At 65.7% G+C, this 13141-nt stretch carries 17 protein-coding genes; 11 read left to right on the top strand and 6 right to left on the bottom strand.

Translation table 11 applies throughout. The features are described from left to right. Positions 1-38: 38 nt before the first annotated feature. Together ACN2C7_RS13330 and ACN2C7_RS13325 are read right to left on the bottom strand one after the other, a co-directional pair. Positions 39-995, bottom strand: coding sequence for a KpsF/GutQ family sugar-phosphate isomerase (locus ACN2C7_RS13330; protein WP_419317449.1), 957 nt, complete (start codon positions 993-995; stop codon positions 39-41). After that, positions 992-1225 carry a hypothetical protein gene (locus ACN2C7_RS13325; protein ID WP_419317448.1) on the bottom strand — a complete coding sequence of 78 codons (234 nt, stop codon included), beginning with the start codon at positions 1223-1225 and terminating at the stop codon, positions 992-994. The genes ACN2C7_RS13330 and ACN2C7_RS13325 overlap by 4 nt, the downstream gene beginning before the upstream one ends. A 99-nt stretch (positions 1226-1324) precedes the next feature. On the opposite strand from ACN2C7_RS13325, the gene gpmA reads away from it, so the two are divergent. The 3 genes from gpmA (at position 1325) to ACN2C7_RS13310 (ending at position 4749) form a co-directional block, all read left to right on the top strand. Beyond that, positions 1325-2038 (top strand): 2,3-diphosphoglycerate-dependent phosphoglycerate mutase, encoded by a 714-nt coding sequence (gene gpmA / locus ACN2C7_RS13320; protein WP_419317447.1) that lies wholly within the window; start codon positions 1325-1327, stop codon positions 2036-2038. Between the two features lie 86 nt (positions 2039-2124). Further along, positions 2125-3384 (top strand): pentapeptide repeat-containing protein, encoded by a 1260-nt coding sequence (locus ACN2C7_RS13315; RefSeq protein ID WP_419317446.1) that lies wholly within the window; start codon positions 2125-2127, stop codon positions 3382-3384. Positions 3385-3483: 99 nt separating this feature from the next. Beyond that, on the top strand, positions 3484-4749 hold the full coding sequence (locus tag ACN2C7_RS13310) for a pentapeptide repeat-containing protein (RefSeq protein WP_419317445.1): 1266 nt from the start codon (positions 3484-3486) through the stop codon (positions 4747-4749). 84 nt (positions 4750-4833) lie between these two features. Here the strand turns inward: ACN2C7_RS13310 and ACN2C7_RS13305 are convergent, their stop codons facing one another. Continuing rightward, positions 4834-5304 carry an Hsp20 family protein gene (locus ACN2C7_RS13305; RefSeq protein WP_419317444.1) on the bottom strand — a complete coding sequence of 157 codons (471 nt, stop codon included), beginning with the start codon at positions 5302-5304 and terminating at the stop codon, positions 4834-4836. A gap of 230 nt (positions 5305-5534) precedes the next feature. On the opposite strand from ACN2C7_RS13305, the gene ACN2C7_RS13300 reads away from it, so the two are divergent. The 7 genes from ACN2C7_RS13300 (at position 5535) to ACN2C7_RS13270 (ending at position 10265) form a co-directional block, all read left to right on the top strand. Beyond that, positions 5535-6377: a class I SAM-dependent methyltransferase gene (locus ACN2C7_RS13300; RefSeq protein WP_419317443.1), complete on the top strand. Its 843-nt coding sequence runs from the start codon at positions 5535-5537 to the stop codon at positions 6375-6377. Between the two features lie 55 nt (positions 6378-6432). Then, positions 6433-7320 carry a class I SAM-dependent methyltransferase gene (locus tag ACN2C7_RS13295; RefSeq protein ID WP_419317442.1) on the top strand — a complete coding sequence of 296 codons (888 nt, stop codon included), beginning with the start codon at positions 6433-6435 and terminating at the stop codon, positions 7318-7320. Continuing rightward, positions 7317-7667, top strand: a complete 351-nt coding sequence (locus tag ACN2C7_RS13290) for a hypothetical protein (protein WP_419317441.1) — start codon at positions 7317-7319, stop codon at positions 7665-7667. The genes ACN2C7_RS13295 and ACN2C7_RS13290 overlap by 4 nt, the downstream gene beginning before the upstream one ends. A gap of 59 nt (positions 7668-7726) precedes the next feature. Continuing rightward, positions 7727-7972 carry a hypothetical protein gene (locus tag ACN2C7_RS13285; RefSeq protein ID WP_419317440.1) on the top strand — a complete coding sequence of 82 codons (246 nt, stop codon included), beginning with the start codon at positions 7727-7729 and terminating at the stop codon, positions 7970-7972. A gap of 92 nt (positions 7973-8064) precedes the next feature. Continuing rightward, the gene (locus ACN2C7_RS13280; RefSeq protein WP_419317439.1) at positions 8065-8373 is read left to right on the top strand and encodes an SCP2 sterol-binding domain-containing protein; all 309 of its coding nucleotides are present in this window, start codon (positions 8065-8067) and stop codon (positions 8371-8373) included. Between the two features lie 4 nt (positions 8374-8377). Then, positions 8378-9346: an alpha/beta fold hydrolase gene (locus tag ACN2C7_RS13275; protein WP_419317438.1), complete on the top strand. Its 969-nt coding sequence runs from the start codon at positions 8378-8380 to the stop codon at positions 9344-9346. 64 nt (positions 9347-9410) lie between these two features. Continuing rightward, positions 9411-10265, top strand: coding sequence for a cobaltochelatase CobT-related protein (locus ACN2C7_RS13270; RefSeq protein WP_419317437.1), 855 nt, complete (start codon positions 9411-9413; stop codon positions 10263-10265). Here ACN2C7_RS13270 and hisN read toward each other — a convergent pair. Together hisN and ACN2C7_RS13260 are read right to left on the bottom strand one after the other, a co-directional pair. Then, complete coding sequence (gene hisN, locus ACN2C7_RS13265) at positions 10246-11082, bottom strand: histidinol-phosphatase (protein WP_419317436.1); 837 nt, start codon at positions 11080-11082, stop codon at positions 10246-10248. The two genes, ACN2C7_RS13270 and hisN, sit on opposite strands and share 20 nt — an antisense overlap. A 41-nt stretch (positions 11083-11123) precedes the next feature. Then, the gene (locus ACN2C7_RS13260) at positions 11124-11507 is read right to left on the bottom strand and encodes a helix-turn-helix domain-containing protein (protein ID WP_419255001.1); all 384 of its coding nucleotides are present in this window, start codon (positions 11505-11507) and stop codon (positions 11124-11126) included. A gap of 127 nt (positions 11508-11634) precedes the next feature. On the opposite strand from ACN2C7_RS13260, the gene ACN2C7_RS13255 reads away from it, so the two are divergent. Beyond that, a complete protein-coding gene (locus ACN2C7_RS13255; protein ID WP_419317435.1) occupies positions 11635-12576 on the top strand; it encodes a lysophospholipid acyltransferase family protein in 942 nt (313 codons plus the stop codon). On the opposite strand, the gene ACN2C7_RS13250 is transcribed toward ACN2C7_RS13255, so the two are convergent. Beyond that, positions 12573-13082 (bottom strand): response regulator, encoded by a 510-nt coding sequence (locus tag ACN2C7_RS13250; RefSeq protein ID WP_419317433.1) that lies wholly within the window; start codon positions 13080-13082, stop codon positions 12573-12575. The two genes, ACN2C7_RS13255 and ACN2C7_RS13250, sit on opposite strands and share 4 nt — an antisense overlap. Positions 13083-13141 lie beyond the last annotated feature (59 nt).

Below are 13141 nucleotides of genomic sequence, written 5' to 3'. Positions count from 1 at the left end.
TTCTCACATGACATCGATTGTCGAAACGTGACCGTCGCCTAGATTATGCCCGCCCGCAGCAGGTCGTGGACATGCAGGATGCCGACCGGGCGATTGTCTTCGACCACAAAGAGGACCGTGATCCGGCGCTCGTTCATGATCTTCAGGGCTTCGGCGGCGAGGGAGGTGGGGCCGATGGTCAGCGGAGCGCGGGTCATAACCTCGCTGGAGATGTGGCTCATCAGCCCGTCCATGTGACGACGCAGGTCGCCGTCGGTGATCAGACCGATCAACTGGCCAGAGGCGTCGATCACGCCGGCCGCGCCGAAACGTTTTTCGCTCATCACCAGCAGGGCGGCCGGCATGGGGGCGTCGGCGGCGACCAGCGGCAGTTCCTGGTCGCCGTGCATCAGGTCGCCGACCGTACGCAACATCGAGCCCAGCTTGCCGCCGGGATGGAAGACCCGGAAATCACTGGCCGTGAACCCCCGGCGCTCCAGCAGGGCCACGGCCAGGGCGTCGCCCAGCGCGATCTGCAGGGTGGTCGAGGTGGTTGGCGCGCTGACCTCGGCGGTCGCCTCAGGCGCGTCGGGCAGCAGCAGAAGGACGTCGGCCGCCAGGCCCAGCTGGCTGTCGGCGACGGCGGTCATCGCGATCAACGGGATCGAGAAGCGCTTGGCGTAGACCAGCGTGTCGGACAGTTCACGCCCCGCGCCCGATTTTGAAAGGGCCAGCACCACGTCGTCGGGGCCAATCATGCCCAGGTCGCCATGGCTGGCTTCAGCGGGGTGGACGAACATGGCCGAGGTGCCCGTCGAGGCCAGGGTCGCGGCGATCTTGCGCGCCACGTGACCTGACTTGCCCATGCCGGTGCAGACGACGCGGCCCTTGGCGTGGAATACGGTTTCCACGGCCCTGGCGAAGGTCTCGCCCAGATCATCGGACAGGGCGCGCAGCGCTTCGGCCTCGCCCAGAATGACCCGCTGGCCGACCGATACGGCGTCGAAGGCGCTCACTGCACGGTTCCGCCGGCAGCCTTGACGGCCCGGACGGCTTCTTCGGCGCGGCGACGGGCGCCTTCTTTCTCGCGTTCGATCTTGGCCCGCATTTCAGGCGTCTGCTGGATCGGCGTCGAGCCGAACGGATCGGGCGAGCGCGCGCCGTAGCCTTGCGGCCAGACCAGGGCGAGGGCGATCATCGCCATGGCGATCAAGGCCATCAGGGGCATGAAAATGCGATCAGACATGCGCCTGCCTATAGCATGTGTCGCGCGGACCGGGAGGGGGCGCTTGACGGAACGCGCCTCTGGGCCTAGCCCGCCGGTGACATCTCGCAAGGAGGCCCGATGCCAACCCTCGTCCTGCTCCGCCACGGCCAGAGCCAGTGGAATCTCGAGAACCGCTTCACCGGCTGGGTGGACGTCGACCTGACCGCCGAGGGCGAAGCCCAGGCGCGCAAGGGCGGCGAGCTGATCAAGGCCGCAGGCATCGATCTCGACGAAGCCTATACTTCGGTCCAGACCCGCGCCATTCGCACCTGCAACCTGGCGCTGGACGCGGCCAGCCAGAGCTTCGTGCCGGTCACCAAGGACTGGCGCCTGAACGAGCGCCACTATGGCGGCCTGACGGGTCTCAACAAGGCTGAGACCGCCGAGAAGCATGGCGAGGAGCAGGTCACGATCTGGCGCCGGTCTTACGACATCCCGCCGCCGGAACTGGCGCCGGGCGGCGAATACGACTTCAGCAAGGACCGTCGCTACGCGGGCAAGGACCTGCCGGCCACTGAAAGCCTGGCCACCACACTGGTCCGTGTGCTGCCTTACTGGGAAGCCGAGATCGCGCCGAAGCTGGCGGCCGGCGAGACGATCCTGGTGGCCGCCCACGGCAATTCGCTGCGCGCGATCGTCAAGCACCTGTTCCAGGTGCCGGACGCTGACATCGTTCATGTCGAAATTCCCACCGGCAATCCGCTGGTGATCGAACTGGACGGCGCCCTCAAGCCGGTTTCAGTCCGCTACCTCGACGAGAGCCGCGCTCAAGAGCTGCCCGCAATCGCCTGACAGAACTGGAAACGCTTGGAAACTCAGCGTTAATGCCCGGGCGGGCATGGTCGCGGTCCATCCAGTCGGGTTAGATCGCAAGCACCATGACCGCCCCAGTGGCGACAGGCCAAGAGTACCGGCGCCTGACGCAATACGACGTAGACGTTATCTGCGCCAAGCACGACCGCCTGTGGGCGGCTCGGCTGGGCGGCGCGCGCGCGGTCTTCGCCTTCTGTGACCTGTCGGGCCTGTCGGTCACGGGCCGCAACCTCTGCGACGCCGACTTCACGGGCGCGTTGCTGGTCGGTTGCGATCTACGCAAGGCCAAACTCGACAACGCCAACATGTATGGCGCCGACATGCAGGGCGCCGATCTGACCGACGCTTCGATGCGTCGCGTGGATCTGCGTGGCTCCAGCCTGCGCGGCGCCAACCTGACCGGGGCTGATCTGTTCGAGGCGGACCTTCGTGAAGGCTCGATCGCCTCGGCCGACCGCAAGGAAGGCTACAAGATGATCGAGCCGGTGCATCGCGAAGCCTACGCCACCGGCGCCATACTGGCCGGGGCGAACCTCGAGCGCTCGCGTCTGTCGGGCATCGTGGCGACCAAGGCCGACTTCAGCGACGCGATTCTGAAGGACGCAAAGCTGGTCCGCGCCAATCTCAAACAGGCCAACTTCAACGGCGCCAACCTGGCCGGAGCCGATCTGTCTGGCGCCAACCTTGCGGGCGCGGACATGCGTAACACCGTGCTGGTGGGCGCCAAGACCCAGCAGTGGAACGTCAACGACACCAACATGGACGGCGCCCTGACCGACAAGCCGTCGGGGACCAGCGTCTCCGATATGCCCTACGAGCAGATGATCGCCGATCACGCCCGCTGGTGCGAGACCGGCGGCGCCGAGGGCAAGCCTTCGGCCTTCGACAAGGCCGATCTGCGCAATCTGAAATCGGTCCGCGGCTTCAATCTGACGGCCCTCTCGGCCAAGGGCGCGGTGTTCTATGGCCTCGACATGGAGGGCGTGCAGCTTCAGGGCGCGCAGTTGGAAGGCGCGGACCTGCGGGCCTGCAATCTTCGTCACGCAGATCTTCGCGGCGCGCGGCTTCGCGGCGCCAAGCTTTCAGGTTCGGATCTTCGCGACGCCCAGCTTGGCCCGCTGCTGATCGGGCGCGACCGGTTGCTTCCGTCGGACCTGACCGGCGTGCTGCTGACCAATGCCGATCTGGCCCGGGCCGACCTGCGACAGGCCTGTCTCAGCGGCGCGGACCTGTCGCGCGCCAATTTCACCAACGCCCTCCTCAAGGAGGTCGACCTCACCGGAGCTATTCGCCTGGGGGCGAGGGGCCTGGAAGGCGTCATCTGATCTACCGCGACATTTCCGCGCAGTCTTAACCGTTCGCTCGTCGATCGTCGGTATTGTCGCCGTGAGCGATCAGAGACTTTTCCGGGGAGATAACAGGGCATGAACGCCGCGGAGAGCATGGCCGGCAGGCGACGCCTTAGTCAGGCCGAGCTCGACATGATCGTGACGGCTCACGAGAAATTCGTGACGGGCAAGCAGGGCGGCAAGCGGGCTTCGCTGAAATTCGTGAACCTGTCCGGCCTGGACATGTCGTTCCGCAATCTCGCCGACGCCGATTTTACCGGTTCGGTCCTCGACGGCTGCCGCATGGTCCGCACCAAGCTGGACCGCGCCAACCTCTTTGGCTGCGATCTGCGCAAGGCTGATCTTCGCCAGGCGGTTCTGGTTCGCGCCGATCTGCGCGGCGTCTGTCTGCGCGGCGCCAACCTGGCCCAGGCCGACCTGACTCAGGCCGACTTCCGCGAAGGTCAGATCGCTATTCCCCATCCCCGCAAGGGCCTCGACTCGCTGCGCCACGAGACCCGCTTGGGCGAGGTCGATGAGGTCAACTTCTCCGGCGCCACCCTGGACGGTTCGCAGTTCGAGGGCGTCTCGGCCTTCAAGGCCGATTTCAGCGACTGCTCGCTGCGCGGCGCAAAATTGTCTGGCGCCAATCTCAAGGAAGCCAATCTTTCAGGCGCCATTCTGGATGGCGCCGACATCAAGGGCGCCAACCTCGAGGGCGCGAACCTGCAAGGCTCGGTCATGGCCGGGGTCGACACCTCGACCGCCCGCACCTTGGGCGCGAACATGACCGGCGCCCTGGTCACCGTAACGGTCCAGGCCCAGGCCAAGGCCCAGGAATTGTATCAACGCGCCCTCGACAACCAGCGCTGGTGTCAGACGGGTGGCAAGGAAGGCCAGTGCGCGCGGCTTGACGGCGAAGACCTGCGTCCGCTGGGGGATCGTCTCAAGGGTCTGCGCCTGACCGCGATGAGCGCCAAAGGGGCCTGCATGGTCGGCCTGGATCTGTCGGGCGCCCAGCTGCAGGGCGCCAACCTGCAGAACGCCGACCTCCGCTCGGCCAACCTGCGCGGCGCCGACCTGCGCGGCGCCAAGCTTACCGGGGCCAATCTGACCAAGGCCGACCTGCGGCAGGCGTTTCTGACCCCGCTGCCGCTAGGCCCCGAGCGCCGCACGCTGACCAACCTGGCCTCGGCTCGGCTGCGGTACGTGATGGCCCAGACGGCCGATCTTTCCGAAGCGGTCTTTGACGGCGCCGATCTGCGCGGCGCTGACCTCACAGGCGCCCGCGCCGTCAAGGCCAGCTTCCGCGACTGCGACCTGAGCCAGGTGCAGGGACTGGACCTCTCGGCCCCGGATTAGGCCTCGACACGAAAAAGGCGGCGCATCGCTGCGCCGCCGAAGTCGAGGGGAGGGATCTTAGAAGATGATGTTCAGGGCTGCCGGTCAGGCGGCCTTTTCGCTTTTGACCGTCTTGCCTTCGATCAGCGGCGCAGCGTCCGACTTGATCTCGATGGTGCGGGGCTTGAGGGCCTCAGGCAGTTCGCGCTTCAGGGCGATCGACAGCAGACCGTCGGCCAGGGCCGCGTCATGCACGATCACATAGTCGGCCAGCTGGAAACGGCGCTCGAAATTGCGCTCGGCCAGGCCGCGATGCAGGTAGCGCTTGATGTCGTCATTGGCGGTCTTTCGCCCGGTGACGGTGAGAAGGTTCTCCTTCACCTCGATCGACAGTTCGTCCGACTTGAAGCCGGCGACGGCGATCTCGATGCGATACGCGTTCTCGTCGGTGCGCTCGATATTGTAGGGGGGATAGCCCGAGGCCGCTTCGTTCGACGCGGCGGCGTCGAGCAGCGAGGCCAGTCGGTCGAAGCCGACGACCGAGCGATACAGGGGGGAAAGGTCGATGGTGCGCATGGTGACATCCTTCTCATCAAGCAAGGTTGCAGTGTCTGTTCGTCCCGTTGGCGACCCGAAATCGGCGTCACCTGTGGTCCGGAAGGCCCGGGAAACCAGCGCCTTCGGATAGACAGGTGGGGAGCCGGTTTTCGACTTCAAGAGGTTGAATGGAACCTTGGTCGGTAAAGGCTTGATCCGCGCCCGACCCCGGCTAAGGTCGCCGCTCCTGACGCGGAAGAGACCCGAACATGACCCACCGTCGCCATGTCCTGATGCTGGCCGCCACGCTTTGCCTGGCCGCCGCTCCCGCAGCCTTCGCCGCAGATGCGGCGCTCAAGGCCGCCGTTGCCGCCCCACACCGTTCCGCCGCTGATGTGGCGCGCGACGGCGCCCGCCACCCCTATGAGAGCCTGTCGTTCTGGGGCGTGAAGCCCAAGCAGACCGTGATCGAGGTCTCTCCAGGCAACGGCTATTGGACCGAGATCCTGGCTCCCTATGCCAAGGCCACGGGCGGAAGCTACATCGCGGGTGTCGCCGACCTGGCCAACCCCAAGCTCTCGGACGGCGCCCGCAAGGGTCGGGAGGCCTTCGAGGCGCGTTTTGCCGATGAAGCCCGCTACGGCAAGGTTGGCTACGCCAATTTTGGCGCCGTATCGGCCCCTCTGGGCGCGGCCGGCTCGGCCGACCTCGTCCTGACAGCGCGCAATGTCCACAACTGGACGGTGCAACCTGGCGTCGCCGACAAGGTGTTCGCCGACTTCTTCGCCGTGCTCAAGCCGGGCGGGATCCTTGCGGTCGAGGAGCACCGGGCCGATCCGAAGTCAGAGACCAGCGCTGGCGCCGATGGCTATCTGTCGACGGCCACCGTGGTCGCCCTGGCCGAGAAGGCGGGCTTCAAGCTGGACGCCAAGTCCGAGATCAACGCCAATCCCAAGGACACCAAGGACCACCCCTTCGGCGTCTGGACCCTGCCGCCGGTCAAGCGCACCGCGCCCGGCGGTCAGCCCGCCGATCCCACCTTCGACCGCGCCAAATACGACGCGATCGGCGAGAGCGACCGGATGACCCTGCGCTTCCGCAAGCCTTCGTGATCCGGCGCCTTTTGGCCAAGGTCGCGAAATAGTCTGGCGGCGTTCGTAAGGGGGGATGATGCTTCCGGATATTTCCTGGTCCAGGCGAGGCCTGATCGTCGGTGGGGTGGCGACAGGCCTTGTCGGCTGCGGACGCAAGACGGCTGACGATGCGCCCAAGGCTCCCGCCAAGGCCGCAAGCCAGACTATCGAGACTGCGGTCGGCGGCGACTGGCGCTCGTCGGCCGACCGCGCTCGCGACATGTGGCGCCACCCTGTCGAGAGCCTGAAGTTCTGGGAGCTGAAGCCGGGACAGACGGTCGTCGAATTCTGGCCGGGGGCAGGGTGGTACACCGAAATCCTGGCCCCGTTCCTGGCTTCGACCAAGGGCAAGCTCTACGCCCCGACCCTGCAGGCCGACGCCAGCGACCCTGCCGCCGCCGAGGTGGTCGAGGCCTATCGGCGCAAGCTCTCGGAGAAGTCCAGGCTCTATGGCGACGTGGAGGTCACGGCGTTTGGCCCAACCAGCGGACCGGTCGCCCCGGCCGGCTCGGCCGATCTGGTGCTGTTCCTCCGCAATATCCACAACTGGATGGCGGCGGGTATCGCCGAGAAGGCGTTCAGGGATGCCTTGGCGGCGCTTAAGCCCGGTGGGATCCTCGGCGTCGAGGAGCATCGCGGCGAGGCCGGCCGCATCCAGGACGTGTTGGCGGCCGATGGCTATGTGCAGGAAGCCTATGTCGTTCAGATGGCCCAGGAGGCCGGTTTCATCCCGGCGGGCTCCAGCGAAATCAACGCCAATCCCAAGGACACCAAGGATCACCCCTTCGGCGTCTGGACACTGCCCCCGACCCGCCTTTCGGCCCCTCGCGGCGAGCCGGCCGAGCCGGGCTTTGGCCACGCCAAGTATGATGCGATCGGCGAGAGTGACCGCATGACCCTCAAGTTTGTGAAGCCAAAATGAGCGCCTTGAAGGCGCGCCTCCTCGCGGCGGCCCTGCTGGCTGCGATCGCTACGCCCGCCCTGGCCGAAAAGATCGGGCCGGCGGCCAAGGCCTTCCCCTATCTCGAGAAGTTTCTGAAGGTGCCGGGAGGCGAGCGCGCCCGGGTGCGACTTGGTTACACGCTGAGCCTCAACGACAAGCCGCTGGCCAATCTGAAGGCGACTCTGATCGAGGCGAACGGCGCACGCACGCCGTTGCCGGTCAACGCCTCCGGGGCTTTCGAACGCCTGCCCACCCTGGCGCAGCTTGAGGGTGGGGCCAACTCGCGCTCGACCTGCCTGAGGACGCCAAGGTCGGCACAACCCTAAACTTCGCCACGCAGCTGAACCCGGCGACCGACTACGACACGCGCGACCTGACGGCCACAGTGACCGAGGCCAACACGGTGATCAGCAGGGCCGCGGGCCCGATGGGCATGCTGCTGCCCAAGATGACCGGGATCGCCTTCGTCAAGGCCGCCGGCGGTCTGGCCGTCTTCGCTGATGGCCGCACCCAGCCGCTGCCCCTGATCAAGGAAACCCCGTACTTTCGTCCGGAAGATTTCAAGGGCGCCGTAAGGGTAAAGTTGACAAAAAGCCCGACTAAGGTCGGGTTCTACGACCGGAAGAAATAAGCCAGACCGGGTCTGAACGGTGTTTACTTGCCGTCGTCGCTCGGTCTAGCTTCCGCCCACTCAACACGCGAACACACAGGGAGATCGCGCTCATGGCCACGCTGCAAGAAATTACCGACCGTATCAAAGGCGCCGTGGGCGACGACAGCGGACTGGGCAAGAGCCTCAAGTTCGACCTGAAGGACGCCGGCGTCGTTCACATCGACGGTGGTTCGGTCACCAACGAAGACAAGCCCGCCGACCTGACCATGACTCTGAGCATGGACGATCTGCTGGCTATCGGCGCCGGCTCCCTGGACCCCACCATGGCGGTGATGACCGGCAAGCTGAAGCTGTCGGACATGGGCGTTGCCATGGCGCTGCAGTCGAGCATGGCTTCGCTGTTCGCAAAGATGCGCTAATCCCATGATGGAGCAGGCGCCTCTGGTATCGATTCCCGAGGCGCCCGTTCCGGACCATGGAACAGCTGAATGGTTTGTCGGCGCGGATGGGGCGACCCTCCGCGCCGCTTGCTTTTTCCCGCCGGGCAAACCGCGCGGCTCGGTGATCGTCAGTCCCGGCCGCAGCGAACCGATCGAGAAATACTACGAGGTCGTGCAGGACCTGCTGGCCCGCGGCTTCGCGGTGCTGGTCCACGATTGGCGGGGGCAGGGACTGTCAGTCCGCGCCTTGCCCGACCGGCTCAAGGGCCACGCCAAGGGCTTCAAGCCGTTTCTAAGCGACTATACGGCGCTGCTCGACACCTTCGAAGACCGCCTGCCCAAGCCGTGGATCGCCGTGGGGCACTCGATGGGGGGCTGCCTGACGACCCTGGCCCTGGCCCGGGGCGAGGCCCGCTTTTCGGCCTGTGTGCTGTCGGCCCCGATGCTGGGTCTCGACACCGGCCGCCGGCCGCCCCGCGCCTCGCGGGCTCTGGCCTGGATCATGGCCCGCGCCGGGTTCGCCGGCGACTACACCCCCGGCGAAATCAGCGACCCGTTCGCCGACACCTTCGCCACCGACGCGCTGACCCATGACGAGGCGCGATACGCGCGCTATCGGTCCCAACTCCTGGCCAACCGCGACATCGCCCTGGGTGGCGCGACCTGGGGCTGGGTGGACTTCGCCTTTTCCGCCTGCGCCTGGCTGCGCCGCTCGCCGAGCGTCGAGGCGATCTCGATCCCTGTGACTATCGTCGCGGCGGGCGAGGACACCCGCGTGCTGAACGCCGACCTCAGATCGATCGCTCGGCGCATTCCACAGGGGCGCTATCTGGAAATCGAGGGCGCCTTCCACGAGGTCCTGATCGAGGTCGACGCGCTCCGGGCGCAGTTCTGGGCGGCGTTCGACGAGACGGTGGATGCGGTGGTTCCCGTTAGCGAGGCCGCGAGCTAGGCGGATGTTGGGTTTCCTACAGCGTCTTCTCTCAAAGAGGCGGCCAACCCAAGCAGGCTACCGCGTGTTCACGCGGGACTTCGACAAGACCGTGAAGTCAGCCGACTTGGACAGCGTGCTAGGGCCGCTTTCCGCTGTGGACGCGGCGGCTAACGAAGAAGCATGGGCGGCATTTTCAGGGCGCCTGCAGGCGTGGCGCACTCAACTGCATCTGTTCGCGTTGGAGTCCGCCGGTCGAATCCGCCAGACCGTGTCAGAAGAGCTTCGAACTAGCACCATCGTCACGATCCTTGTTGACCAATCCGGATCTATGCGGGGGCAGAGCATGTTGCTCGCCGCCGCTGCAACTGATGTGAGCAAGGATTTCTTGGGCCATCTGGGCTTCGAGGTTGAAATCCTCGGGTTCACGACGACCACTTGGCGCGGAGGAAAATCGCGCCAACGCTGGAAAAGAACCGGAAGTCCGAAGCGACCCGGGCGTCTCTGCGATCTCCTCCATGTCATCTACTGCTCGTTCGAAGACAAGGCGACTTCGACGATGACCTATTCTCTGAAGTCGATGTTGCGTCCGGATTTGCCCAAGGAGAACGTAGACGGAGAGGCTCTGATTTGGGCGACTTCCAGACTCAGAGCGCGACCCGCTTCGCGAAGACTTATATTGATCGTTTCGGATGGAGCGCCGGTGGATGACTCGACCCTCGCAGCCAACGAACCGGATATCCTCGACGTGCATCTTAGGCAGGTCATAGCGGACGTCGAAGCGTCGGGCGATATTCGGCTTGCTGCTGTCGGCATCGGCTTCGACGTGCGGCGCTATTATGCCGAAGCAGCAACCGTTCAAGCGCCAGACGACCTGGGTCAGGCCATGATCATGCTTCTTGAGCGTCTCTCAACGGACGCTACTTCGCCGACCGCCTGAGCGACACCAGCGCCTCGTCCAGCGGCCGCCGGTCGCCCGAGATCACCATCTGGCCGCCATGCTGTCCGATCGGTTCGCCACGCCAGTCGGTGACCATGCCGCCGGCGCCTTCGATCACCGGGATGGCGGCTTCGATGTCCCAGGATTTCAGGCCGGCCTCGATGACCATGTCCATCTTGCCCATGGCGACCATGGCGTAGGCATAGGCGTCGCAGCCCAGGCGGGCCAGCTTGGCGGCGGCGCGCACCTGCAGCCAGGCCGCGCGTTCGGCGCCGTCGAAACAGGCGTCGGGATCGGTGGTGGAGATGACGGCGTCGGTCAGGTCCGCGCACGCGCGGACCTTGATCGGCGTGCTCTGGCCGCGCGAGATCAGGCGTGAGCCGCCGGCGTGGCCGATGAAAATCTCGTCCATATAGGGTTGGCCGATGGAGCCCAGCACGGGGCGGCCCTGGTGGCGCAAGCCGATCAGGGTGGTCCACATCGGCAGGCCGGCGATGAAGGCGCGCGTGCCGTCGATGGGGTCGAGCACCCAGACGAACTCGGCGTCGGGGCGGTCCTCGCCATATTCCTCACCAATCACGCCATGCTCGGGAAAACGCTCCGAGATCAGGGCGCGGATGGCGGCTTCGGCCCCGCGATCGGCCTCCGTAACCGGATCGAAGGCGGCGTGGCTTTCACGCGGCAGGTTCTTGCCGGCGCCCTTGTCCTCGAGCCCATGATCCGCCCGAAACAGCGGCAGGATTACCCCGGCAGAAGCCCGGTTGAGATCGATGATGAAGGCGTCGAGCGCCATGAATTGGCTAGCGGAAAGCGTCATGGGCGGGGTTTAACGCCCCCGCCGCACGTACGCTACAGGAACTACGCGTCGGCGTGTTCGCCGCCGTTCAGCGACTTGGCCAGATCCAGAAGACGACGACGCGGACGCTCGCCCAGCAGGTAGTAGGCGCGGATCAGATCCAGCGTCTCCTTGCGTGCGAACATCTCGCCGCCCTCGGCTTCGCCGGCGGCTTCGCGGCGAACCTGGTCGGAGAGGCCGTCATAGAAATAGCCAACCGGCACTTCCAGCGCCTCGGACAGCTGCCAGAGGCGAGCGGCCGAGATGCGGTTGGCGCCACACTCGTACTTTTGGATCTGTTGGAATCGCACACCCACCGTGCCGGCCAGTTGCTGCTGGGTCAGACCCAGAAGGCGTCGGCGTCGGCGCAGTCGCTTACCAAGATGAACGTCGATGTCGTTACCCATGGAAAGCCAAGCCCCCCTGCTATCAATCGAGCGTCCCGAAACGGAACGGTCCGCTCTGGCAGCCGCAAGTCGCGTGCCGGGCGAAGTGACGTTGCGCGCAGCGTGCAAGCCAGCCTACTAAGAACGCATGTCGGATAAGCGTCGGCCTTGGGCCCAGGATCTGCTCTGGCGCGCTGAGGCGCTGGGCTTTGACCTCTTCATCGCCCTGTTTCGCCTTATGGGCGTTGACGCGGCGTCGAATTTCGGCGGCTGGATCGGCCGCACCTTTGGCCCGCTCAGCGGGGCGCACAAGGTCGCCGAGCGCAATCTGAAGCTGGCGTTCCCGGAAAAGGACGAGGCCTGGCGCGCGCAGACCCTGGTCGCGCAATGGGACGGGCTGGGCCGGTCGTTCGCCGAATTCCCGCTGATGGACAGGATCCTGCCGTCCACCGGGCGGGTCGAGGTTGTCAACAAGGAGCGTCTGGCCGAGATCGCCGAGAAGAAGATCCCGGTCGTGTTCGTGTCAGGCCACCTGTCGAACTGGGAGGTGATGCCGGCCGCCATCGTCGATAGCGGCGTCATCTGTGAGATGACCTATCGCGCGGCCAACAATCCCTATGTGGACAAGCGCATCAAGGAGAGCCGCTTCCGCTATGGCGTTCGGCTGTTCGCGCCCAAGGGCGGTGATGGCGCCCGGGAGTTGCTGGAAGGGATGAAGGAAGGTCGTTCGGTCGCCTTGATGAACGATCAGAAGTTCAACAATGGCGTGGCCGCCCCGTTCTTCGGGCACGACGCGCGCACCGCGCCGGGGCCAACCCGGCTGGCGATCCGCTTTGGCACGGTGCTGCAGCCGATGTCGGTTCAGCGCATCAGGGGCGCGCGGTTTCGGGCGGTGGTCCACGATCCCATCGTCGTGCCCTCGACGGGCGACCGCACGGCCGACATCGAGGCCGGCGTGCGTCTGATCAACAGCTTTATGGAAGAGCGTATCCGCGAGCGCCCGGCGGAATGGTTCTGGGTCCATCGGCGCTGGCCAAACGAGGTTTATGCCGCGCTGGCCGCCAGGGAAGCCGAAGTCCGCCAGGACTAGATTTCCAGCGCGTCCTGACGTTCGCCTTGCCGACGGAAGGGGCCCGCATAGTTGGGCTCTTCTCGGCGGCGGCGGCAGGGGCCGAAATAGTCGCCCGAGCGGATGAACGGCCTGGGCCGGTAGATCACGATGTTGATGCGGTCCAGGAGCGAGCGCGCCGTCACCGGCTTGACCACGATCTCGGTCACTCCGGCGTCGCGCGCTTCGAACACCCGGTGGCGCTCGGCAAAGCCCGTCAGCATGATAATGGGCAGGAACGGGTCGACGCTGTCTGGCGAGTTGCGGACCAGCTGGGTGAACTGCACGCCGTCCAGCGGCGACATCTTGAAATCGACGATGGCGATATCGACCAGGCCCTCACGCAGGGCCTGCAGGGCTTCCGCGCCGTCCGTGGCTTCGCGAATGTGCCTTACGCCCACGCCATGCAGGATAGCGCCGACAATCGCCCGCATGTGGTGGTTATCGTCCACCAGCAGAAAACGCAGATTGGCATACTCCGCCGACATGCGGTGGCCGTCTCCTTGTCAGACCGGGAACTCGAGGCGCGAGTAACCACATGGACCTG

This window comes from Caulobacter sp. ErkDOM-E, assembly GCF_048541895.1.
Classification (GTDB): domain Bacteria; phylum Pseudomonadota; class Alphaproteobacteria; order Caulobacterales; family Caulobacteraceae; genus Caulobacter.
The sequence above is the reverse complement of the archived record's forward strand: the minus strand, read 5'-3'. Positions and strand labels throughout refer to the sequence as shown.